Source organism: Noviherbaspirillum sp. Root189 (genome assembly GCF_001428545.1).
Taxonomy (GTDB): domain Bacteria; phylum Pseudomonadota; class Gammaproteobacteria; order Burkholderiales; family Burkholderiaceae_D; genus Noviherbaspirillum.
Genome location: NZ_LMHZ01000003.1, coordinates 1 through 23039 on the forward strand (window position 1 = coordinate 1; position 23039 = coordinate 23039).

Sequence of the window (23039 nt, forward strand, 5' to 3'; positions counted from 1 at the left end):
AGATGGCAGACGCTACTAGGGCACCGCAATGCGAAAGCAGCGGCAAACGGACAAGCCAAGCCTAAGACTACCGCGCCACATCCTTACTCTACCGCGTCCGGGGGGCAACATCAGGTGAAAATCCAGAGCATTTGCAGTCATCGACAACACAAGACATAGTCATTACGGCAAAATGCGCTACAACCCCAACTGTCTCGATCTACGCTATGTCTGTAACATCTCATTTGAAATATATCCGCCTGCAGGCGGACGGCGACCTGCCAGAGTTGAGCGAACCAAGTCCATTTAAAGTCATGCTTGTTATTGACGAAGAAACGTCGCAGCCTTGGCAGTGGGAACTAGCCCGCTGGCTTGTTCGCACCAATTGCCGTTGTGTAATGGCGTGGGGACTGGAATGTGATTCATGGGAGGAGGCGGTTGAAGACGCGCATCTGGAGGCGTTCGACTTTGAAGAGGTGCCTGAAGAACAGGTCATCGTCACGACTTCGCATGCGGATGAGGAATTAGCCGAAGTTTTCTGGTATTGCCGCCACCGTGCAAGGCATCCGGTACACGAATTGGCGAATACCGTGATTCTGCATATATCAAAGGAGATAAAAAAGACGGAATTTGAGGCGTTATATGCGGCTGCATGAAGCGGTCGGTTGATCGTCTCCGCCTAAGTGCCTCGCCTAAGTTTTAACATACGCGTACCGTTGCAGGAAATGCAATGCATGCAGGCTCATTCTGATCCGGGCTGCACCAAAATTTCGCGACTACCATTGGTTGCCATTGAAGACAGGATGCCTGCCGCTTCCATCTGTTCCACCAACCTAGCCGCACGGTTGTAGCCAATCCGTAATTGACGTTGAACCGATGATATGGATGCCTTGCGACTGCGAACGACAAAGGCGACCGCCTCGTCATAAAGCGGATCGGATTCGGCGTTGGCATCCTGTCCGGGCACCTCTGCGGCAGATTCATCGCCGGCCGCGCCAGCAAGGATCGCTTCCTCGTATTCCGGCTCGCCAAATTGCTTGAGGTATTCGACGACCCGATGCACTTCTTCATCCGATACAAAAGCGCCATGCACGCGTTGCGGATAGCCGCTGCCGGGTGGCAGGAACAGCATGTCGCCATGCCCTAAGAGCGTTTCCGCTCCCATCTGGTCCAGCACCGTGCGTGAATCGATTTTCGACGACACCTGGAAGGCTACACGGGTCGGAATGTTTGCCTTGATCAGACCCGTGATCACGTCAACCGATGGGCGCTGCGTGGCCAGAATGAGGTGAATGCCTGCTGCGCGTGCTTTCTGTGCAAGGCGCGCAATCAGTTCTTCGATCTTCTTCCCGGCGACCATCATCAAATCGGCCAGCTCATCGATTACAACCACGATCAAGGGTAGTGTCGACAAGGGTTCCGGCGCATCCGGGGTGAGCGAAAACGGATTGGTGACCTTTTTCTCGGCCGCCTCGCCGTCGCGTATCTTCTGGTTGAATCCCGCGAGATTGCGCACGCCGAGTGCTGACATGAGCCGGTAACGTTTTTCCATTTCAGCGACGCACCACGACAGGGCATTGGCCGCTAGCTTCATGTCAGTGACGACCGGCGCAAGCAAATGTGGAATGCCATCATAGACAGACAATTCGAGCATCTTCGGGTCGATCATGATCATGCGTACATCGGTCGGCGTCGACTTGTACAACAAGGACAGAATCATGGCATTGATCGCAACGGATTTACCCGAGCCGGTGGTGCCGGCTACAAGCATGTGCGGAGCACGAGCGAGATCGGTGACGACGGGTTTACCGGTAATGTCTTTGCCCATCGCAAGCGCCAGATGCGAAGTCGATCCACGGTACGCATCGGACTCAAGCATTTCGGCAAGGCGGATTATCTGGCGTTTCGCATTGGGCAATTCAAGCCCCATGCAGGTTTTTCCTGGAATCGTCTCTACCACGCGAATGGACGTCAAACCAAGTGCGCGGGACAGGTCTTTCATCAGGCCGACGATCTGCGCGCCGCGCACGCCGACGGCAGGCTCGACTTCAAAACGGGTGATGACCGGGCCCGCCCCGGCTCCAAGAACAGTTACGGGTACTTTGAATTCCTTAAGTCGCTGTTCGATCAGTTGACCGGTTGCGGCAAGCTCTTCGGCGGGGATTTCCTCCAGGTCAGCGGCAGGCGCATCAAGAAGATCGAGCCCCGGCAGGTCCACATTGATTTCAACCGGGGCCTGAAATTCGAACTGTGTTCCTGACACCGGCCGTACAGCCGTCACCGAAGTTTCCACGATGGGAACTGAATCCGCTTTTTCCTTTGTCTCTCGGAGATCAGCAACGCTTTCCTCCGCCTGGACGGTTGGTGCGGAGCGCGATGCGGCATCTTCGGTGGAAACCTCAAACACTTCCGACCTGACGGCAACCACTTCTTCAGATAACCGCTTCGGTATGTCGATGTTGGGCACGACCGCTGCTGTAACTGGGTTTGTTGCGGCGAACGAAGAGACGCCGGACTCCTGCGCGGCCGAACTGACCGACATCGGTGTCGTGATTGTTGTCAAAGGCGCGCTCGTTTTCGCTTGTGCCGGTTCGCGAGACGACGCAGATGAGTTAGTTTCGGTAGTCGGCGCGGATGGTACACGGATGATCGTCCTTGTTACCTTTCCAATAACAGGTTTTTCATCGCTATCCCGTGGGGACCGCTGCATAGGCCTTTGAGCCGCAGCCGGTGTGCTGATCATGCGCCTGCGACCGGTAGGTAGACTGGCGGCCGGCGCTTCACTCCTTGCGAGCATTGCCGAGGTCGGGCGGATCAATTCAAATGGCGCCCATTCTTCGCTTGGCCGTGGACTTGGTTTGTTCTCGTTCGAAGCGGCATTTGGTTTCCGCGAGGTGTTGAGGAAATCCTTCGAGGGGGGCGGCGTTACCGGAGTAGGCAGTGTCCACGATTTGGTTTTTCGGGTGCCTGCCTTTTCCAGATTTGTGGCATCGGGTTTTGTACGACGAGGAAGAGCTTCCTGCGGAGAGAGTAGTGGCACCCTCTCGTTGCTCTGTCGGGCGTGCCTCGTGGCGGTATGAATCGCACTGCGCCCTTTGGACATCGCCTGGAGTGTTCGCATGCCGAAGAGCCAGGGCATTGCCAATACGACCACGCCGAGTAATAGCAGTACACCCAGCAAGATGCCAAAGGTAGCGGTAATGCTTGTGGCGAGCATATTCCCGAACACAACGCTTCCCCGACTTGCAGCGCTGCTCCGGAGCATAGCCTCAAGCGCACTGCTCGCGCATAACATCAGCAACGTCCCAAGCCAAAGGCGGATGGAACCATGTCCTTGCAAAGTCGCTTTTTTAAGGGCAAATGTTTTGAAAAGACGCACCAACAGGGGCGCAAGCCACAATGCAGACCAACCAAACCACCCAAAAACAAACATGTGCGTTCTCTGTTTTACTCTAACCAATCAAGCGATTATCGCTGTTTCCCGACGATATGGTTTGCCTGCGGAAACGAGTGTTGTACTGTAGCAGATTGGATGAGGGTAAAAGCAGATGTTGCTGGACTTTTCACATGGCGGTACCGGTTATGCAGGTGCCTTGCTGAATTGAGACAAAGGGATCGCCGACGGTTTCTCAACTCCCGGATCTTTGTCCCACCCTTTCCCCGAACTTGTCGAAGCGTTTGCTATAAAACAGGTCCAGGCCCGCCACTGTGCCGCCACGTACGACAACCGTCCAGTACCGCGTAAGTTCGTAGGTCAGCTTGAGTACGCTCTCGGCACCTGCGAGACTTTGTTCATAGCCGATGAACAGTCGGTCGGTCAGCTCTTTACCGAGATTGACCACCTGCCCGCCGCCAAGGCCGAATTCGCTGGCGCCGATCGAAAACTCGTCGAGACCAAAGCCTTTGGCAATACGCGATCCGCCGAACTTGTTCAACAATCCAAGCGCTGCTCCCTTGGCGGCGGATTGTGCCTGCCCCTGTGCTGCGCTGCCGCCGCTACGGCCAAAAATCAGCCACGAAAGTTTTTCTTCTTCCGCGACATTGGGTTCCGAAACCAGCTGAGCACGGGGTTGCGAAACGGTCCCGGTTACCTGCACGCCTGCGGCGACATCCTGATTACGCCGCATGGCAAGGATGTTCAGGTTTGGATTGGTCAGCGGCCCGTCAAAGGTGATCACACCGCGCTCGACCGCGAGTTTGGTGCCGAAGGCTTCATAGCTACCCTCGGCGATTCGGACGGTGCCGAACGCCTGCGGTGCTTCCGCCGGCTCACCTACTATCCGGACTGATCCCGCAAGCCGCAAGTCGGCACCCGCGCCTTCGAAGCGGAAGTTCCGCCCGAGCCCTACGGTGACATCGATGCGGGGCGAATACGGGCTGGATTTTGGCACTTTGTCCGTGGCCGTTTTCTTTTGCGGTGGCTGATCCCCACGAACAATCACGACATCGTCGTCGAGCTTGGGTGCGGATTTTTCAGGCAAGCTAAACAATGCACGATCAACGTCAAATCTTCCGGTGACTTGCAACTGCTCATTAACGCGCGCCGCGATCGCCTGTCCCGACACCGTAAGCTGACCGGCAGGGCTTGCAAGCAATTGCAGCTTGTCGGCCGTGATCGTGGCCTGTAGGTCGCGTGCTTCGTTCGTAAGAGGAATACGGCCACCAATTGTCAGCGTACCATCGCCGCCGCGAAACATGACTTGTCGCAGGTCGACAATGTTATTGTCGAGAACAATTCGTGCTGTGCCATCGCTTAACCTCACACCCTGTTCGTACAATGTCAGTGCGAGTCGGTCACCATTGATGTAGCCTGACAGGCGTGGATCCGACAAGGAGCCATTGACACCTACGTCAAGCGCAACCTGGCCGTTCAGCGCAATGCGCGGACCAGCCAATGCGGCAAGGTTGGACAGGCGTGGAATCGATGCCGTGACACGCCCATTGACAGGGGCGTCGGGGGCAACTGTCCAGCTTCCATCCCGGTGTTGCAGAGCGATCTTTCCCTGGCCCTCCAAGCTGCCTATCTGTTGCGCCCCGGCACGCGCATTCAGCACCACTTCCTGCCCCTGTAGATCTGCGCGCAATGATAGCGAGTTCAGTCCTAAGGCATTATTGGCGACCGGTCCAGGCAGGCGAATGTCACCGCGGCGGCGTTCGACCTGGACGAAACCGTCTGCCCGATCGGCCAGCGTGACGTTCCAGCTGCCATCAAGGACGAGATTGGTGTCTAGTGGCGGCTTGGTGCCGGTGATCTGTTCTTGCAAGGCAAGGACCCGACCGATATCGAGTGCCGAAAAGGCGCCTTCGCTGCGTAGGCTACCGTCTTTGTAATCGACTCCCTGCACGTCGATACGTGCGTCCGCAAAACTGAGGCGTGCAGAGCCGAGCGCCAACCGCCCGGGTGCGACGTCGAGCTTGACGGGCGAAGCAAGTGAGAACTGGGGCAAACCCTTGTTTTGCAGGTTTTGTATAACGCCGTCCCATTGGAAGCCCTGTTGCTGCTGTCGAACTGCGCCTTGCGCGGCAAGCACAAGATCAAGCCGGGCACCGCGCAGACGACCATCTGTATTCAGTCGCACAGTGTGTTGCGCATAGCTACCATCAATTGCGACGTCCACCTTGCCCAGGCGGATATCGCCACTACGCAGATCACGCGCTGTGAGGTCAAGCACAAGGCCGGCATCGGGCGCTGTACCGGGAAGGCCCTTCATCCTGGCACTACCGCTGAGCAGCGCAACGTGGTGTTCACCAAACGCAAGGTTCTCGGCGCGATACTGGGTGTCGACACGCGGATTGTCCGCTGTCCCGCGAAGTTCGCCATCGGCTTGCAAGGTACCCGACAAACCATATCCAAGCCGACCAAGGAAGGGCGCATCGGCATGGAAGGTCAAGCGATCCGATGGCTGACCGAAACTGCCTTTCAGATTGATCTCATTTCCGGCGACCGAAATTCTTGCGTCGCTGGGCAATACCCGTTTGCCCTCAAACTGCACCAGCCCTCCGCCGGTCAGGGGCAAGCCTGCGTAGCGGCTGTCGCTCACGGCGAAGCGAATTTTGGCGGCCGGCTCGGGTTTAAGCTTACCGTTTGCCTCGAACGTCATATTGACGTTAGCGTCGATTTCGGACAAACGTGCGCGTGTCTTTTTATCCAACTGAGCTGGCTGAATGTTGGCAAGCACCACTGCCGGATCGAAATTGCTCAAAGCGCCGTTGAAGGAAAACGCTGACGGTTCGGTTCGATCAAGGTTTCCGTTCAGCGCCAGTTTTGCCGGCCCGGAAACGAGTTGTGCCGCATGCAGCGTAATGGCGGCCGGCGTCAGGTCTGCATCGACACGGGCCGACAGGCGCGGCCCGGTGAGGTCAAGCTGAACTTTCTGATTGCCGTTATCGAGCTTGATGTCGAGCGGACCGGCCAGGTTTGTCGTCACGAGTGCGCCATGCAATGCATGCAAATCCAATTTCGATGCGCGGAATGAAAACTCGCCATTGCCGCTGGTTTTCAGTTCACCGCCACCTTCCAGCGTTGCGCTGCCGGGAAGCTTGACCTGCAATGCCGACAACTGCTGTTTTTGCGTATCCAGCGTCACTACGGCGTGCGCCGAATCCAAGGGGAGACGACCTTCGTCGATCTTTCCCGGCTTGTCATTTCGTATCTCGACAGGGCCGGTCACCGTGAGGTCCAACGCGCTTCCCGCACTGCCTGAAGGATTGGTTTGATTCTGAGACTGATTCTGACTTGTGGGCTGTAGCGACGCATTGATATCGAGTTGTGCCTCTGGCCACTCCGGGTTAAGCGCACGAGGGTCGAATCCTTTAATTCGAATCTCTGCCCGCCTTAGCGGCACATCGGCGAACGGCGTCGCGGCGATGTCGGCATCACCATCAAGCCCCTTGCCAGTGACAGTCAGCTTGACGCCAAGATCTTGCAAGCTTCCACTCAGTTTCGCATCGGCGTCGACCTGCTGGTCACGGTAAACCGCCGCAAGACTGGCGCTTCCGTCGATCGGAAAAGGCCGGTCGCCGGTCAACTGTAATGCGGCCTTCACGTCACCAAAAGGCGTTGTCGCTTTTTTCAGCCGCAGTCGATGATGGACTTGGTCCGAGCTGGCACTGAGCTGGATATCCGCATAACGGCTATCCTTGCCTTCCTGATGCAGCAGTACCTGCTGTACGCTCGCATTGTCAAGTTCCAGATGTATCGGCAATCTGATTTGTGTCGGCAGGGTAGTGGGCTCGGGTGGAGACGGATAAAGCGTGACGTCGGCAGTGCCGACACGCAGCGACCGTATGTGCAGTGTTGTGGGCGACCATGAGAAACGCCATGCGGCATCGACGCTGTCTATCCCGATCTGTTTTTTTTCGTCGCGGTAGCTGACGTTGCGCAGATGCAGTCCATCGAGCAGAGTGCCGCCCTGGAATTCTGCATGAAATTCTCCTGGAATAAATCGTTCGGCGTTCTGCAGTATGGTTTTCGCTCCCCATTCGGTGCGAAGTAATGTGAACGCCACGGCGGTGAGCAGGGCGAGCAGAATACAGAGGACTGCCACAACCCAGGCCAGCACATGGCGTGTGCGGCGCGGTTGCCTGGGGGAGGGGGCTGAAGTTGCTGGATTTTCGGCGTGCATGCTAGTTGTCAGAAAGCGAGGCCAAGGGATAAATGCGGCCGTATGCGGCTTTCCTGAATGCCGTACGCAAGATCCACGTTGACCCGGCCGACAGGGCTGCGCCAGCGCGCTCCAACGCCCACGCCATGAAACACCGATTTGTCTGCCCAACGATCCGTCGCCACGCCGACGTCATAGAATACGGCACTACCCCACTGTTCGTTCAGCCAGTGGATGTATTCCACGCCACCAGTGGCAAGGTAGCGGGTTGGATAGACAGTGCCGTTTTGCACGTTGCCGATACTCTGGAATCCGTAACCACGAACGGACTCGGTTCCGCCTGCACGGAAGAGCAGCGATGCTGGAATCGCTGCGTTGCCGCCTTTCGAAACGACGGCGCCGAGTTCGGCTCGCAGGATAACGATGTCACGCTTTCCAACCGGCATAAATTCCCGTCCACGTGCGTAAAGTCGGAAAAACGTCTGGTCGGTCAGCAGGCCTTTGAAGGCTACTCCTGCCTGCCAGGAAACAATCCGACCCTTACGCGGATTCAATGGATCGTCAACGTCACGCCGGGTTTTTCCCAATCCTGCCACCAGCGCCTGATGGGTGCCAGGCTGGACGACGACGTCTGCCGGCACGGGCGCGCCGTTGATTTGTTTTAATGAGTCACGGTAGTAGTCGATTGTGTAGGTGGTGTCCCGCTTGTCGGTATTCTTGGAACGATGCAGGCCAAAACGCCGTGAGCGCAGGTCCACGCCTTCCAGCGTGGTGCGTTCAGCTGAAGCCAGTGCGCTGTCGACCCATGCGCCCGGCCGGGGTGGCAATGCCAGTTCCAGCGAACCGAGCTGGCGTCGTTGTTCTATGCGTGTCTGCGCATTCAATACCCAGGCTTTTCCGAACAGGTTGTAATGGGAATACAAGCCTTCAAGATGCGCGCCGGTGTCGGTCGTATAGCCGACACCACCGCGGATACGCTGTTCAGGAAACTCTGTGACCTTTACCGTTACCGGAGCAAGATCGGCACCGGCTGGGTCATTATCAATGGATACGACAGCATTGCTGAAGTAAGGATTGCGCAAAATCTGACGCTGAAACTCCAGCAGGCGGTCCGTCCGATACTCTTCTCCTACGCGTAGCGGATTAACGTTTCGGATAATATCCTCCGGATAGCGGCTGGTTCCGGAAATCGCGACTTCGCCCAGCGTGAACACGGGCCCGCTGTCATATTGGACGCTCAAGTCTGCCTGTTGCTTATCCGCAAGGATGCGCGCCTCGGAGTTCGCGATGCGGGCAGCCGCATACCGCTGTCGCTGTAGCACCTGCAGGCCGCTCTGCTTCGCACCGGACCATTGTTGCTGGCGAAAGGGTTCACCTGGCAGCATGGGCCATGTGCTTTGCAATTCTTCGACCTGCTCGGGCGAGCGCGATGCCGCTGCGCCCGTAACGTCGATATTGAGTCCCGAAACAAATGTTCGCGGGCCCGGATCCACAGATACACGCACTACCTGCGTTCCCGCATCATCATCGACCTTCACTTTAGTCGTAGTGGAAAAATATCCTTCGGTTGCGGCAAGCCTGCTGACCTGGTCTGGGGTCGTTGCAACCATGAAGTTGAGCTGAGATGCGTCGATGTCATCGCGCTCACGAAAACGAAACAAGTCCAGGAACTCGCGCAGCAGCTTTTCCAATGAACGCGGAGCCTCGATCTCTACGCGATAGGCGGGTTCGGCCGCTACAGGAAAAGCAAACCATGCGGCACATACACCCATGAGCACAGGCCGCATCGCACTTCGCATAATTGTTTGCGATAACCGACGATTCAATCTTTACCTTTTTTGTTTGTTAGTAAGTGATACGTGCCTGAGGACATACTTTCTGACGTGGTGTGATGTGGTGGATAGCCTAAAGAAGAAATTTTACTAGGCATGCGCATATCATTGCATTTTTCATACCAAACGCGAGTATGCCGGAAATGTTGCGTGTAGCGCTTGATTCGGGGCACGAAGTCTTCTGATTTGAAAGGGCTACGGTTACGACGTGAAAGAAATTTACGGAAATTTGTAAATTATTTTAAAAGACTTATGCCGAAACAGTGATTTCGAAACGGCAATATTCTGTGGAGGGGTCGTGAAGACTGAGAAAGAAAGAATGCTCGCTGGCGAGCTTTATGATCCTTTTGACGCTGAACTAGTCACTGCCCGGGAACATTTCGCCGGCCTGCTGCGTGGCTTGCGTCGATGCGAAACGACATTGAGGGCCATTGGGATAGCGTATTGGCGGATCATTGCTGCCACGGGTTTAAGTTCAACGCTGCCGGCTGATGCGGCAGCCCGGGCTTCACATGCATCCATTCTCTAATGCGTAATGCGTTCAGCCAAATCCGATATTCGCGGTTGTGTTGCTCCGAATCTAGAGCGGATTTCATCGTGGTGTACGGAGAATCGGGTCGACCTGGCGTGCAGGACAAGGCGCGCGAAGTGCCGTGTGGCGGGCCACACAAGCGACCTCTAGCTCTCAAGCCTGAATTGCGGTAGCGTGATGTCTTCCGACAGTTTCTCAAAGCATACCTGCACCCGGCTGCCGATCCTTACCGCATTAATCGGGCTATCAACGACGTTGGCCAACATGCGCACACCCTCGTCGAGGTCGATTGCGGCCACGACATAGGGCACAAGATCATTCATGGCGGGGTTTGCCGCCCGACGGTTGATGGTATATGTGTATACCGTGCCCTTGCCGCTGCTCTCTATCCACTTAATGTCATCGGACAGGCAGCATAGGCAGAATTCGCGCGGATAGAACTGGCGTGAGTGGCAGTGGCTACACTCCTGTATGACCAGGCGCTGTTCCTTCGCCGCGTCCCAGTACGGCTGAGTGATCTTGGTCGGTTGCGGCAGGGGGCGTTGGATTTGTGTCATCGTCAGACTCCGAGTATCAAGGTGGTGTTGCAGGAAAATACCAGGCCCGGCGCATGCACCAGGGCCAAGTCGGCCTTGGGCAACTGTCGTTCCCCGCATTCCTTGCGTAGCTGGTGCACTGCTTCGAGCAATAGCAGCATGCCGAACTGACCGGGGTGGTTGTAGGAGAGGCCGCCACCCGAGGTATTTATCGGGAAATCGCCGCCGGGCGCTAGTCGGCCATTGGCCACGAACGCGCCACCTTCGCCGCGTTTACAAAAGCCGAGTTCCTCCAGTGACTGGATTACGCCAATGGTGAAATGGTCATAAATTTGCACTACATCAATGTCTGCGCGCGTGACGCCTGCCATTGCCAGTGCTTCGTTGGTGGTCTGGGCCACGCTGGTGTCCAGCCAGTCGGAGGTGTTGAAGGGTGTGTAGTGATGAGAGAAAGATTCGGCGATGCCCATGACATACACAGGCGGCCGCCTGAGGGACCGGGCATGCGCGGCGGAAGTGAGGATGATGGCGCCACCGGCATCGGTCACCAGGCAGCAATCGCGCTGACGCAGCGGATCGGCGATCATCTTCGATGCCATCACTTCCTCGATCGAGGTCTCTTCACGCCGATAGGCATTGGGGTTAAGTTGCGCCCACTTGCGTGCTGCCACTGCTACTTCCGCCAAGTCCTTGTGCGTGGTGCCGTAGCGCTGCATATGCAGTTGCGCCACCATGGCATAGTAGCCAATGGGACTCAGCTGCCCGTAGGGCGTGACGAACTGCCCACGGGGCATGCGCATGTCCTCGGGCGTTCCGCCAACCTTGCGCGTTCCATCGGACAACTGCGTGCTGCCATAAGCCACGAGAGCCACTTCGCACATGCCGGCATTAATCGCAGCCATCGCATGGCGGATATGCATGACGTTGGACATGCCGCCGACGCTGGTCGAGTCCATGTAGCGCGGCCGGATGCCGAGATATTCTGCAAGTTGCAGACTCGAGAACTTGTCGTCGACGTGGGCGAACACGCCGTCCACGTCCTTCAGCGTGAGGCCCGCGTCGCGTAAGGCACGCGCGGAGGCCTGTGCCTGCAAGTCGAGCGAGGTCATTCCAGATACTTTGCCGAGGTCGGACTCAGCGGCACCAACGATGGCGACGGATTTTGAAAGATTCTTGGTCATAAGTGTACGAAGGTCCTGTTGAGGTTCGAATGGGCGGGGTCACAATGTCCTGGCGATCAGCTCACGCATGATCTCCGAGGTGCCGCCGTAGATGCGGTTCGGGCGCACATCGGTGTAAGCGCGGCCAATCGGATATTCGCGCATGTAACCGTTGCCGCCGTGAAATTGCATCAGGTCATCGATCACGCTCGTCGCTTCCGTGGCCCAAAGCTTGGCCATCGCTGCGCCGCCGGCGTCAAGCTCGCCATCGAGGTATTGCTGAACGCTGCCGTCAACAAAAGAGCGCGTAGCCGCAGCCAGCGTCTTGATATCAGCGAGCTTAAAGCGGAGATACTGGTTGTCGATCAACGGCTTGTCGAAGGCACGCCTTTGCTTCGTATAGTCAATCGTCCATTGCAGCGCGGTTTCCAGAGCGGTTGCGCAACGCACGGCAATCATCAGGCGTTCGCGTACCAGTTCCTTCATCAAATAACCGAAGCCTTGGTTGGGCTCGCCCAGTATTTCCTCTTCCGGCACAAACATATCCTCGAAGAACAGTTCGACTGTGTCCTGCGCCTTTTGACCGACCTTATCCAGCAGTTTCCCACGCGAAAACCCAGGTGTCGTGGTATCGACCCAGAACAGGCTGATGCCGCGTGACACGGCACCCGGATCCGTCTTGGCGACGACCAGCACCCGGTCGGCGTGAAAGCCGTTGGTGATGAAGGTTTTCTGGCCGTTGATCACATAGCCGCCTTGGACCTTGGCGGCCGTGGTCCGGATCGCCTTGACGTCGCTGCCAGCGCCCGGTTCCGTGATTGCCAGCGAGGCAACGATGTCGCCCTTGGCCATGCCCGGCAAGTAGCGCTGCTTTTGCTGCTCGGAACCAAAGTTGAGCAGGTAGGGCGCGACGATGTCCGAATGGGTAGTAAAGCCGGTCACGCCGGTGACGAGCGCCCGGGCAATCTCTTCCACCACGATGATCGTGTGTAAAAAGTCCCCGCCGCCGCCGCCGTACCGATCAGGTGTGCTCGGCAGCAGGATGCCGGCCTGTCCAGCCTTGCGCCACAAATCCCGTGGCACCATCCCGTTCTTCTCCCACTCGTAGTGATACGGGGTGATCTCTTCGCCGATGAAGCGGGCGACAGTGTCGCGGAACATCTCGTGCTCCGGCATGAAGAATTTGCGCTTCTGGTTCATGCTGCTCCCTGATGGATTAACGGGCAATGCCCTTGTCGGTTGGCCAATAACGCTGCTTGACCAGGCGTTTCAATAGTTTGCCGGTCTCGGTGCGTGGCATGTCGTCGGTAAAATCAACACTTCGTGGGCACTTGATGGGCGACAGCCGTTCCCGGCAATAAGTGATCAGCTGCTGCGCAAGCTCGGGGCTAGCCTGACCCGGGTCACGTAACTGCACCACCGCCTTGACTTCCTCGCCGAACTCGTCGTTCGGCACACCTACCACTGCCGCGTCCGTCACCGCCGGGTGCATGCACAGCAGGTTCTCTGCTTCCTGCGGATAGATGTTGACGCCGCCGGAGACAATCATGTTGGAAAGCCGGTCGGTCAGGTAGAGATAGCCGTCTTGATCGAGGTAGCCGATATCGCCGTAGGTGGCCCAGCCGCGCTCGTTGTAGACCTGACGCGTTTTGTCGGGGTCCTTGTGGTATTCGAAGGACCCGCCGCCCGAGAAGTAAATCAGACCCGGCTCTCCTGGCGGCATTTCCTGCTGCTCGTCTTCACTCAGGATATGTACCTGCCCGAATTCCGGCTTGCCGACCGAACCGCGATGCGTCAACCATTCCTCGGAACCAAGCGAAGTCCGGCCGACCAGTTCCGTACCGCTGTAGTACTCGTACAGGATGGGACCCCACCACCGGATCATGGCTTCCTTCACCTCGGCCGGGCAGGGCGCTGCGGCGTGCACAGCGTAGCGCAGAGACGACAGGTCATGACGCTCGCGCTCTTCTCGCGGCAGGCGCAGCATGCGGATGAACATGGTTGGCACCCATTGCGAGTGTGTCACGCCAAAGGTAGCGATCGCGTTCAGGGCGCCGGCTGGATCGAATTTTTCCATCATCACGCAAGTGCCGCCGGCGCGCAGAACCGCCATGTTCCATCGCACCGGCGCTGCATGATAGAACGGTGCTGTAGAAAGATAGACCGTGTTGCGGTCGAACGCCTTCCAGGTGCTGCTGGCGGCATTGCCAACGCGGAAGAACTGGTTGGCCGTAGCGAGAGGCCGTTTGATACCTTTCGGCAATCCGGTAGTGCCCGAGGAATACAGGAAATCAGTGCCTTCCAGGGTATTGGGCAGGCACACGTCATCCGGAATGCGACCAATCCAGGACTCGTAATGCGTTGCGCTTGTGTCAGCTTCGTCCATGCTGACACAAGCGACACCAAGCTCGGTCAGATGTCGGACATCGGCCTCCCCGCGGGTAATGCCGGAATAGAACAGAAGGCGCGCGTCGCAATTATCGATGATGTATTGGGCCTCGTCACGCTTCAGATGGCGGCTGATGGTGGTGTAGTACAGGCCGATACGATGAGCCGCCCACAGCAACTCGAAATAGCGCAAGTGGTTTTCGAGGAAAACCGCGATCACATCGCCGGTTCGGCAGCCTGCCTCGAGCAGCGCAGCCGCACACTTGCGGCTGCGCTGCTCGAGTTCGCGCCATGTGACTGCTTGTCCCGACGGGACCATACGGTAAGCCACGCGGTCTGGCATTTCCTTTGCATAGACTTCAAGTGGAGACATGCTTGTCCTCTCTGTCGATTACTGCGCCAGGCTGGCAACCCCATTGCTCAGCACGACCTTGTCGCGTTCATGGGCCAGGACGCGAAACTGTAGGCGTGTGCCGTCGCGCCAGACTTCCGTGCGCAGCGACTCGCCTGGAAAGACCGGCGAGGAAAAACGGGCGGCGATGCCGCTCAGCCGTTCCGGCGCCGTCGGGGCATAGATCTGCAGCAGTGCGCGGGCCGCCATGCCATAGGTGCATAGGCCGTGCAGGATGGGGCGGTCGAAGCCTGCTGCCTGTGCCATGTGCGGCAGGATGTGGACTGGATTGAGATCACCGTTGAGGCGGTACAGCAAGGCTTGCTGCGGAAGGGTAGATAGCAGGACTACCTGGTCTGGCGCGCGCTCCGGTGTGCCGGGCAAGGCTTCCGGGGCTTCGTCGCCCTGACCGAAGCCGCCGTCAGCCCTGCAGAAGGACACGTGCTCGACCGTGGCCAGCAGCTTGCCGCTTTCAGCATCCGTGATTTCCCGGATTGTTACGACCAGCGCACCCTTGCCGGCGCCTTTGTCAACGACGCGGCTGACCCTGGTCGTGCTACGCACCGCGCCGTGCGCGGCCAGCGGGGCATGGAAGGTCATCCGGTGCTCGCCGTGCAGGATTTTCAGCCAATCGATGCCGGTGGCTGGATCGGTGGCCCAGCCGTTTGGCGCTCCTATTGTGGCAAGAATTGTCGGCACTACCGCTGTCTGCTCTTCATGCACATAACGGAGCTCGTTTTCATCGGTGGGATCGCTGCCGTACCCCAACCCGAGTGCATAGATCATGCAATCGCGTGCGGTGTAGCGGTCAATACGGTCTTCGAATTTCCAGTTGCGCAGGTTGTGATAATCGATTGCCATGCTCTTGTCTCCTTGCTCCATATTTCCTGCCGACCGCTCCTGTGTGCCGTCGGCGCCTTCTGGTCATTCCACCCGAATGTTGGCGACTCTAATGACTTTTTCCCATCGGTCCTTCTCAGATCGAATGAAGGCATCGAACTCCGCGGGCGTGCCGCCTAAAGTTTTTCCGCCTTGCTGGGCCAAGGTCTTTTTCACCTCCTCGTCAGCCAGCACCTTGTTCAGTTCCGCGTTCAGACGCTCCACGATGGCGGGCGGGGTATTGGCCGATACGAGCACGCCCAGCCATGCGCCGACATCGATATCGGGATAGCCTTGCTCCGCCAGGGTGGGAACGTCCGGCAGGATGGGACTGCGGTCTTTGGTGGTAACGCCGAGCGCCCGCAACTTGCCCCCCTTGACCAGGGGAGCCACCGTGATGACGTTCTCGACCATGAAATCGACTTCGCCTCCCACCAGATCCTTAGCTGCAGGCGCGGCGCCTTTATATGGCACCGTGACGGCAGGGAAATCGAGCCGGTTTCGCACCAGTTCACCCCCAAGATGTCCCGAGGTCCCGATCATGGAAATGGCCATTGACAGTCCGCCCGGCTTGTTTCTGGCATAAGAACTGAACTCAGCCAGCGTCTTAACCGGGGTATTGGCATTGATGACCAGAGCGTTGGGCATCGTGATGATGCTGATTACCGGTGCAAAGTCCGACATCTTGTAGGGCAGCTTGCTGTACAGCGTATAGTTCACAGCGTTCGGTCCGCTGCTGCCCATCACCAGCGTGTAACCGTCGGGTTCTGCGCGCAGCATGCTCTGCATGCCCAGGATGCCGGCTGCGCCAGGCACGTTTTCGACCACCACCGGCTGCTTTAGCTGTTCCGACAGTTTTTTGCCTATCACCCGGCTGGTGATATCCAGAATCCCGCCAGGTGAACTGGGCGCGATCAGGCGAAGCGGTTTGCTGGGGTAGTTGTCGGCTGCATGGGAAGTCTGGTGCAGGAAAAGCGAGGTGGCCAGGCTGGCAAGCACTGCCAGCGCGTTACGCCTAGAGTTCTTCATTGGAGTCTCCTGTATGGTTCTTGAATCGATGTAATGCTGCGTTCCGGGGTTTGGCGGCAACCTCGGCTTTCACTCAATCAACCTTCAACCCGGTGGCTTTGACTACACCCTGCCACTTCTCCATCTCGGCCTTCAAGAATGCCCTGGCTTCGTTCGGTCCACCGGTCAAGGGCTTGGCGTAGATGCGCTCGACGAAGCTTTGTACATCCGGTTGCCTGTTGATTTCAGCGATCGCCTCGGACAGCGAGGTCAGGATGGGAGTCGGCACCTTTGCCGGCGCCGCCATGAAGTAAACCGCCTGCACGTCGTAGCCCTTCAAGCCCGCTTCCTCGATGGTTGGCACATCGGGCATGGCCTTCATGCGCTCGGGCCCGGTTACCGCAATGGCCTTCAGCTTCTTGGCCTGGACCAGCGGGATGGCGGTCGAGACGCTGCCAAACATCATGTCGACCGTACCCGCCATGAGATCGACTTCCGCCGGTGATACGCCCTTGTAGGGGACATGGGTCATATCGACCCCGGCCATGACCTTGAACAGTTCGCCTGCGAGATGGATAGAGGAGCCCATGCCGGCCGAACCGAAAGTTAGCTTGCTATCGGGTTTTTTAGCCTCCCGAATCAGGTCGGCAACGCTGTTGAGCTTGGAATTAGGTGGCACCACCAGAATGTTCGGTGTCGAAGCGACCATGCCAATCGGAGCCAGCTCCCGCTCCCAGTCGTAAGGATTGCGCTTCATGGCGGCGTTTGCCGCCACATAGTTGGCAGCCATCGCAATCGTATAACCGTCGGCTGGGGCCTGGGTCAGCGCCTGGACTGCGATATTGCCACCGCCGCCTGCACGGTTTTCCACAATAAATGGCTGATTAAACTTCTCGCCCAGTTTTTTTGCGTATAGCCGAGCCAGCTGATCAGTGGCGCCACCTGGCGCAAAACCAACAAATATGCGCACCGGCTTGTTTGGATAAATATCGGCGCCGAAGGCCGCTCCTGCTGCGGCCACGCTCAATACCGCGGCTAACAATCCCTTCAAAACTGCCATGGTTAGTCTCCTTCCTATAGATAGAGTGAAATGCCGGCGCTCCGAATATTTTCCGACATGCCGAAAATTATAACCGTATACCGAAAGAACTTGTCAACTTTTACGGCGTGCCGTATAGTTTTACGTAATCCCGGATTAACTTTTCCGGCCAACGATTGGGCGTGATCATAAATATTGCGCAATTAACAATCATTCGCTAACGGAGGATGAAAGATGGACTTGCAGCTCACTGGTAAAGTCGCGGTAATCACTGGTTCTGGCCGTGGGATAGGCTATGCCTCTGCCTTGGCGCTGGCGCAGGAAGGCGCCAGGATTGTTATTACCGATATCGACGCGGAATCGGCGGCCCAGGCTGTCGCCAACCTGAGAGCGGCCGGCCATGAGGCAATCGGCGCCGTGCTCGACGTCTGCAACAATGAACAGGTGCAGGAAATGGCTGGGCAAGCGATGCGCGAATTCGGCAGCATCGACATCCTGGTTAACAACGCCGGCTTTACCCGCGACAAGTACCTCCTCAAGATGCCGGTCGAGGACTGGGATTCGGTGGTGGACACCATTCTGAAAGGCGCCTACTACTGCACCAAGGCTGTTCTGCCCTCGATGATGGAAAAGCGCTGGGGCCGCGTCATCAACATCGCATCACGCGCACATTGGGGCAATCCGGGGCAGACCAACTATTCCGCGGCAAAGGCCGGCCTGATCGGTTTCACCCGCTCCCTGGCGCTCGAACAAGGCAAGTTCAACATCACATCGAACGCAATCGCTCCAGGCTTGATCGAAACACCCTTGGTGCGTGGGCTGTCCACGTATGACATGCTGCGCACTAACGCTCTTGCCCGCCAGCCGGTACAACGTATGGGCGCGGTCGAAGATGTCGCTAACGCAGTTACCTTCCTGGCTTCAGACCGGGCCTCATTCATCACCGGCGAAGTACTGCACGTAACCGGCGGCCGCTATTCCTCGTAACCGCTGCATCCTGCCTTCATCCGCCCAATCACTATGCAAAGCACCAGCGAAACCAACATGGACACCGTCCTGACGGCAGCACCGCCCGTAGGGCTTGAAGTTGGCCATTCCTTTCAGTCGGCCGGTCGCACTATCACCGAGAGCGACATAGTCAGCTTCGCCGGCCTGTCGGGTGATTTCAATCGCCTTCATGTCGATCAGGAGTACGCCAGGAGCACGCCGTTCGGGCAACGTATCGCCCACGGCCTGCTGGTGCTGTCCATCCTGTCAGGCCTGACTACGCAGTCAAGTGGCTACCGGCAGCTGGAGCCCTTTGTGCTGGCGCTGCTGGAGATGAACTGCCGCTTCCCGAAGCCTACCTTCATCGGCGACACAATTTTTGTGCAGGTTACGGTAGTGGAAAAAATCAGGAACTACCGCCCAGGCAAGGACAAGGTGGTGTTTCGGCGTGAGGCAATCAATCAGCGTGGTGAGGTGGTAGTGCAGGCTGACTTTGCGATGATGATGCGCTCAATGGGAGAACGCCTATGAAACCATTCGTCGATCTGACGCGTTTTATCAATCCGCACAACGTCGTTGTGGTTGGCGCCTCCGCGCGAGAATCAAGCCAGGGGCGCCGACTGTACGATAACCTGCAGCTTCACTCGGCGATTCCGGGCAAGATCTACCCGGTCAACCCGGCATACCAGGACATAGGTGGCAAAACGTGCTGGCCGTCGATCCGCGATCTGCCAGCCGATGAAATCGATGTGGCGCTCATCGTGGTCAATGCATCTCTGGTGCTGGACAACTTGAGGCAATGCGTGGAACGCAGTATTCCGTTTGCCATCGTAATGACATCTGGCTTTTCCGAAGTGGGTGAAGAAGGCCGAAAGCTGGAAGGCGAAATAGCAGCGCTGTGCCGCACCACCGGCCTCCACGTTTATGGCCCAAACTGCCCAGGCTTCGTGAACGTCCGCGACCGTCTCGGCATGAACTTTTCACCGGCCTTTAAAGATGACTTGAACAGCGGTCCGATCGGGCTTGCAACGCAGGGCGGGGGGCTCGGCCGCAATTTGCTGCAGGGTCTTTCGTTTGGCGATGGCATAGGACTATGGTTTTCCGCCGGGAATGAAGTTGACCTGGAAATCCCTGACTTCATCGCGCACATGGCGAATGATCCGCAAATCAGAGTGATCGCGCTGCTGATGGAGGGTGTCAAGGATGGCCGACGGCTCACTGCAGCGTTGGAGCTGGCACGCGTTCGTAAAAAGCCGGTGGTGGTGCTGAAGATCGGGCGGTCGGAAGCCGGCGTGCGCGCTGCCCAGTCGCATACCGCTTCCGTCGCTGGAACGGCGGCCGTCAACAGCGCAGTGTTCCGCCAGTTTGGCGTGATTGAAGTGGGCGATCTCGACGAGTTGCTGGCCGTGGCGAATCTTCTCACACGGACGACATCCAAAAGCGGCAACGGTTTGTGCATCTATACCTTCTCCGGCGGTACTGCGGCCCTGGCGGCCGACATCGCCGGCGCCGCGGGCTTGCCGATGTCCACCTTCTCGCCCGCCACGTCGTCTGCCCTCAAAAAGCTTTTGCCGGATTTTGCCAACATCGGCAATCCGGTCGATACCACCGCTGACATCCTGCGTAACCGGGAGTTGTCGGACGAATGCCTGCGCATTGTGTGCGCCGACCCCGCAGTGGGCACTGTCCTGTTCCCGATACCGATGGATTATGGCGATATCACCGAGGGCATGGCCAAAGGCATTGCCGAAGTCGTGGCCGAAACCGACACGTTGATCGTCCCGGTCTGGATGAGCCGTCGGCTGGGCGGTGGCTTCCAGTTGATGGAAACGGCAGGCCTGTTGCCCTTCTTATCCATGTCGGATGCGATTGCGGCCCTAAGCAAGGCGATATCCTGGAAACCGCAGGTATCCCGTTCAGGCGCTGTTGCGGACAAAACGGAAAAGACCGCCGGCGGTACGCGTATGGTGAGCGAAGCGGAGACCAAGGCCATGCTGCGTAAAGCCGGGATCCGGGTTCCGAAAGGGCAGGTGGCTCAGAGCGTTGAGGAAGCGGTCGAGCACGCGACACAACTAGGCTTCCCGGTGGTGATGAAAGTTGTCAGCGCGCAGATCGCCCACAAGACCGAGGCGGGCGGGGTCAGGCTCAATATCGCTTCTGCGGATGCTGTGCATGAAGCCTTTGCCGCAATCCATGAATCAGTCCCACGATACGCCCCGGCCGCGGTAATTGACGGCATCCTTGTTGAAAAAATGCTGCCTCAGGGCGGGCGCGAAGTGCTCATCGGCGTACACCGCGACATGGCGTTCGGCCTGATCCTGACGTTCGGCCTGGGCGGCATCTTCGTCGAGACCATTCGGGACGTGGCGCACCGTATGATCCCCTTGTCGCAGGAAGATGCACGTGAACTGGTCCGGGACATCAAGTACGTCGAGATACTGGAGGGTGTGCGTGGTCAGCCGCCGGTCGACTTTGCTGCGCTGGAGGCCCTGATCGTACAGATCTCGGATTTCGCCTGGGAGCACCGCGAAACTCTCCACGAAATGGAACTCAACCCCGTGTGGGTTGGTGCGACAGGCGAAGGCGCAGTGCCTCTGGACGCGCTGATTGCCTTCCGCTCCGGCCAGGACGGTGAGTGATCGATTTAAAAGCCAGGCAACATGAAGTCGGCTCGCAATGCAGCGCAGGAAATGTGCAAGACCGGGCGGCCTTCAATAAACATGACGCATAGACCAAACCACTCAGAATAGTTTATGGATTTCTCTCTCGACGCGACCCAGACTGAACTGCGCGATTCGCTACGCCGCTACCTGAAGGCGGAAGTTGCTCCAATTGTCGACCGTTACGAATCCGAAGGCAGGCTGGTGCCGCAGGAAATGGTGAAGGCAATGCGTGACTTTGGCCTTTTGGGCGGCATGCTGCCAGAGGAAAATGGCGGTTACGGTTTGCCGGTAATGACTTACGGCGTGCTGATCGCCGAGTTGGCGCGGGTTTGGCCTTCCTTGCGCAGCATTGTCAGTACCAGTAACCTGGCAGCATCGGTGCTAACCGACGGCGGCTCCCAATACCTGAAGGAAAAATACCTTCCACGCGTATTGTCCGGCGAAGCCATCGCCAGCTTCGCGTTGAGCGAGCCGAATATCGGCTCCGATGCCGCCAATCTCGAAACCCGTGCTGTCGAAACCGATGCCGGATGGAAGGTCAATGGCCGCAAGCTCTACATCAGTCTTGGTCCGGTATGCGAACTGGGTGTGGTGTTTGTGCAGACGCAGCGTAAAAGCGGCGAACGCGGCGTGTCCTGTCTACTCTTTGAACGTGCCATGCCCGGTTTCTCCTCGAGTGCCATACCGAAGATGGGCATGCTGAGCTGCCCGCTTGGCGAGCTCTTGTTCGAAGATGTCGAGATTCCGGCAGCGAATCTTATTGGGGTTGAAGGCAAGGGCTTCGGCCTCGCCAAGAAGTATCTCAATATCGGTCGCTGCGTCGTCGCCTTTTCCGCACTTGGCATCGCCGAGGCGGCCTATGAAGCGGCAACAAAATACGCCGGTGAACGCATACAGTTTGGGCGGCCGATTGGCAGCTTTCAACTGGTGCAGCAAATGATTGCCGACATGATGACGCTGGTCGAAACATCGCGTCTGCTGTGCTGGCGGGCGGCGGATGCGCTCGACCGCAACGCGCCTGACAGCCAGATGCTCTGCTCGATGGCGAAGCGCCATGCCACCGACGCGGTGCTGCGGGTAGCGGAGATGTCGATGCAAGTACATGGCGGTGCCGGCTACACGACCCTTTTTCCCGTCGAGCGGTATTATCGCGACGCACGCCATTTAAGCATTGCCGAAGGGACTAACCAGATTCAGTCGCTGCTGATGGCACAAAGCGTGCTTGGTATATCGGCCTTGAAATAACAGATTCTCATTGAACATTCACGTACATTCTTACCCCCATGCCCCAAATCATTCCGACTGCGCAGCGCGTTTTGCAAGTCTTTGAAGTTTACGCCAGGGAACGACGCCCCCTTTCAAATTCCGAAATGGCGCGCTATCTGGACTTGGCAGACAGTAGCTGCTCCGACCTGTTGTACACGCTGCGTCAAGCCGGCTATCTGCTCCGCTCACCCAAGTCGCGGTATTTCCATCCAACTGCCAGACTCCTTGACGTGGCGCAAGGGATCGCCGCGGCAGATCCCTTGCAGGCATTCGCCTCGGAAGCGCTGGAAATATTGACCCGGCAGTCGGGAGAGTCGTCGATGTGTGGCCTGCTGGATGGGAATAAAGTGAAAATCTATGCCAGTCAGGAGAGTCCGCGTGCACTGCGTTATGTCCTGCAGCCCGGGACCACGCTCGAATTGCATGTCACGGCACTCGGCAAAGCGATACTGGGCGAAATGGACGAAGCCAGCCGTAACGCTTTGATCGATACGCTGCACTTCGAGCCAGTTACGTCCAGCAGCATTACCGCGGCTGCAGCCCTGCGTGCGCAGATTGAGGAGCAGCTGCCGAAAAAATACTTCATTACGCGCAATGAAGGCAACGAAGGTGTATCTGCGATCGGCATTGCCGGACGCGTCGGCGGCCAGCTGACGGCGCTGTCTATTGTCGGTCCGACCCACCGTATCGATGACGATGTGGAGAAATACATCAAGATAATTCTCGACGCACGGGCTGAGTTTTTCGAATCATAGGATCGAGGATCTAAAGAAAG

17 protein-coding genes are annotated in these 23039 nt (G+C 57.7%); 7 read left to right on the forward strand and 10 right to left on the reverse strand.

What is annotated here, in order from left to right; translation table 11 throughout:
• Positions 1-206 precede the first annotated feature (206 nt).
• Complete coding sequence (locus tag ASE07_RS02390) at positions 207-635, forward strand: DUF7684 family protein (RefSeq protein ID WP_235548323.1); 429 nt, start codon at positions 207-209, stop codon at positions 633-635.
• Positions 636-721: 86 nt separating this feature from the next.
• On the opposite strand, the gene ASE07_RS02395 is transcribed toward ASE07_RS02390, so the two are convergent.
• The 3 genes from ASE07_RS02395 to ASE07_RS02405 form a co-directional block, all read right to left on the reverse strand.
• Positions 722-3412 (reverse strand): DNA translocase FtsK, encoded by a 2691-nt coding sequence (locus ASE07_RS02395; protein WP_057289216.1) that lies wholly within the window; start codon positions 3410-3412, stop codon positions 722-724.
• Between the two features lie 196 nt (positions 3413-3608).
• Positions 3609-7604, reverse strand: a complete 3996-nt coding sequence (locus ASE07_RS02400; protein WP_057289217.1) for a translocation/assembly module TamB domain-containing protein — start codon at positions 7602-7604, stop codon at positions 3609-3611.
• Between the two features lie 8 nt (positions 7605-7612).
• The gene (locus ASE07_RS02405; protein ID WP_235548324.1) at positions 7613-9370 is read right to left on the reverse strand and encodes an autotransporter assembly complex protein TamA; all 1758 of its coding nucleotides are present in this window, start codon (positions 9368-9370) and stop codon (positions 7613-7615) included.
• 364 nt (positions 9371-9734) lie between these two features.
• Between ASE07_RS02405 and ASE07_RS30585 the strand changes: the two genes are divergently transcribed.
• Positions 9735-9944: a maltose acetyltransferase domain-containing protein gene (locus ASE07_RS30585; RefSeq protein ID WP_082583906.1), complete on the forward strand. Its 210-nt coding sequence runs from the start codon at positions 9735-9737 to the stop codon at positions 9942-9944.
• 149 nt (positions 9945-10093) lie between these two features.
• Here ASE07_RS30585 and ASE07_RS02410 read toward each other — a convergent pair whose 3' ends face one another.
• The 7 genes from ASE07_RS02410 to ASE07_RS02440 form a co-directional block, all read right to left on the reverse strand.
• Complete coding sequence (locus ASE07_RS02410; protein WP_057289219.1) at positions 10094-10504, reverse strand: Zn-ribbon domain-containing OB-fold protein; 411 nt, start codon at positions 10502-10504, stop codon at positions 10094-10096.
• A 2-nt stretch (positions 10505-10506) separates the two neighbouring features.
• Positions 10507-11664 carry an acetyl-CoA acetyltransferase gene (locus ASE07_RS02415; protein WP_057289220.1) on the reverse strand — a complete coding sequence of 386 codons (1158 nt, stop codon included), beginning with the start codon at positions 11662-11664 and terminating at the stop codon, positions 10507-10509.
• Between the two features lie 39 nt (positions 11665-11703).
• The gene (locus ASE07_RS02420; RefSeq protein ID WP_057289221.1) at positions 11704-12843 is read right to left on the reverse strand and encodes an acyl-CoA dehydrogenase family protein; all 1140 of its coding nucleotides are present in this window, start codon (positions 12841-12843) and stop codon (positions 11704-11706) included.
• Positions 12844-12859: 16 nt separating this feature from the next.
• Positions 12860-14404, reverse strand: coding sequence for an AMP-binding protein (locus ASE07_RS02425; protein WP_057289222.1), 1545 nt, complete (start codon positions 14402-14404; stop codon positions 12860-12862).
• 18 nt (positions 14405-14422) lie between these two features.
• Positions 14423-15283 carry a MaoC family dehydratase gene (locus ASE07_RS02430; protein ID WP_057289223.1) on the reverse strand — a complete coding sequence of 287 codons (861 nt, stop codon included), beginning with the start codon at positions 15281-15283 and terminating at the stop codon, positions 14423-14425.
• Between the two features lie 63 nt (positions 15284-15346).
• Positions 15347-16330: a Bug family tripartite tricarboxylate transporter substrate binding protein gene (locus ASE07_RS02435; RefSeq protein WP_057289224.1), complete on the reverse strand. Its 984-nt coding sequence runs from the start codon at positions 16328-16330 to the stop codon at positions 15347-15349.
• Between the two features lie 73 nt (positions 16331-16403).
• Complete coding sequence (locus ASE07_RS02440; RefSeq protein WP_057289225.1) at positions 16404-17369, reverse strand: tripartite tricarboxylate transporter substrate binding protein; 966 nt, start codon at positions 17367-17369, stop codon at positions 16404-16406.
• Positions 17370-17582: 213 nt separating this feature from the next.
• On the opposite strand from ASE07_RS02440, the gene ASE07_RS02445 reads away from it, so the two are divergent.
• The 5 genes from ASE07_RS02445 (at position 17583) to ASE07_RS02465 (ending at position 23019) form a co-directional block, all read left to right on the forward strand.
• The gene (locus ASE07_RS02445) at positions 17583-18335 is read left to right on the forward strand and encodes a beta-ketoacyl-ACP reductase (RefSeq protein ID WP_057289226.1); all 753 of its coding nucleotides are present in this window, start codon (positions 17583-17585) and stop codon (positions 18333-18335) included.
• 33 nt (positions 18336-18368) lie between these two features.
• On the forward strand, positions 18369-18866 hold the full coding sequence (locus ASE07_RS02450) for a MaoC/PaaZ C-terminal domain-containing protein (protein WP_057289227.1): 498 nt from the start codon (positions 18369-18371) through the stop codon (positions 18864-18866).
• Positions 18863-20974, forward strand: a complete 2112-nt coding sequence (locus ASE07_RS02455) for an acetate--CoA ligase family protein (RefSeq protein ID WP_057289228.1) — start codon at positions 18863-18865, stop codon at positions 20972-20974. The genes ASE07_RS02450 and ASE07_RS02455 overlap by 4 nt, the downstream gene beginning before the upstream one ends.
• 114 nt (positions 20975-21088) lie before the next feature.
• On the forward strand, positions 21089-22243 hold the full coding sequence (locus ASE07_RS02460) for an acyl-CoA dehydrogenase family protein (RefSeq protein WP_057289229.1): 1155 nt from the start codon (positions 21089-21091) through the stop codon (positions 22241-22243).
• 38 nt (positions 22244-22281) lie between these two features.
• On the forward strand, positions 22282-23019 hold the full coding sequence (locus ASE07_RS02465; protein ID WP_057289230.1) for an IclR family transcriptional regulator: 738 nt from the start codon (positions 22282-22284) through the stop codon (positions 23017-23019).
• Positions 23020-23039 lie beyond the last annotated feature (20 nt).

Coding starts and splice junctions, on each gene's coding strand:
- ASE07_RS02460 (WP_057289229.1), top strand. CDS start 21,089: ATGGATTTCTCTCTCGACGCGACCCAGACTGAACTGCGCGATTCGCTA.
- ASE07_RS02415 (WP_057289220.1), bottom strand. CDS start 11,664: ATGACCAAGAATCTTTCAAAATCCGTCGCCATCGTTGGTGCCGCTGAG.
- ASE07_RS02445 (WP_057289226.1), top strand. CDS start 17,583: ATGGACTTGCAGCTCACTGGTAAAGTCGCGGTAATCACTGGTTCTGGC.
- ASE07_RS02450 (WP_057289227.1), top strand. CDS start 18,369: ATGCAAAGCACCAGCGAAACCAACATGGACACCGTCCTGACGGCAGCA.
- ASE07_RS02435 (WP_057289224.1), bottom strand. CDS start 16,330: ATGAAGAACTCTAGGCGTAACGCGCTGGCAGTGCTTGCCAGCCTGGCC.
- ASE07_RS02405 (WP_235548324.1), bottom strand. CDS start 9,370: ATGCGGCCTGTGCTCATGGGTGTATGTGCCGCATGGTTTGCTTTTCCT.
- ASE07_RS02455 (WP_057289228.1), top strand. CDS start 18,863: ATGAAACCATTCGTCGATCTGACGCGTTTTATCAATCCGCACAACGTC.
- ASE07_RS02410 (WP_057289219.1), bottom strand. CDS start 10,504: ATGACACAAATCCAACGCCCCCTGCCGCAACCGACCAAGATCACTCAG.
- ASE07_RS02440 (WP_057289225.1), bottom strand. CDS start 17,369: ATGGCAGTTTTGAAGGGATTGTTAGCCGCGGTATTGAGCGTGGCCGCA.
- ASE07_RS02395 (WP_057289216.1), bottom strand. CDS start 3,412: ATGTTTGTTTTTGGGTGGTTTGGTTGGTCTGCATTGTGGCTTGCGCCC.
- ASE07_RS02390 (WP_235548323.1), top strand. CDS start 207: ATGTCTGTAACATCTCATTTGAAATATATCCGCCTGCAGGCGGACGGC.
- ASE07_RS02430 (WP_057289223.1), bottom strand. CDS start 15,283: ATGGCAATCGATTATCACAACCTGCGCAACTGGAAATTCGAAGACCGT.
- ASE07_RS02425 (WP_057289222.1), bottom strand. CDS start 14,404: ATGTCTCCACTTGAAGTCTATGCAAAGGAAATGCCAGACCGCGTGGCT.
- ASE07_RS02465 (WP_057289230.1), top strand. CDS start 22,282: ATGCCCCAAATCATTCCGACTGCGCAGCGCGTTTTGCAAGTCTTTGAA.
- ASE07_RS02400 (WP_057289217.1), bottom strand. CDS start 7,604: ATGCACGCCGAAAATCCAGCAACTTCAGCCCCCTCCCCCAGGCAACCG.
- ASE07_RS02420 (WP_057289221.1), bottom strand. CDS start 12,843: ATGAACCAGAAGCGCAAATTCTTCATGCCGGAGCACGAGATGTTCCGC.
- ASE07_RS30585 (WP_082583906.1), top strand. CDS start 9,735: ATGCTCGCTGGCGAGCTTTATGATCCTTTTGACGCTGAACTAGTCACT.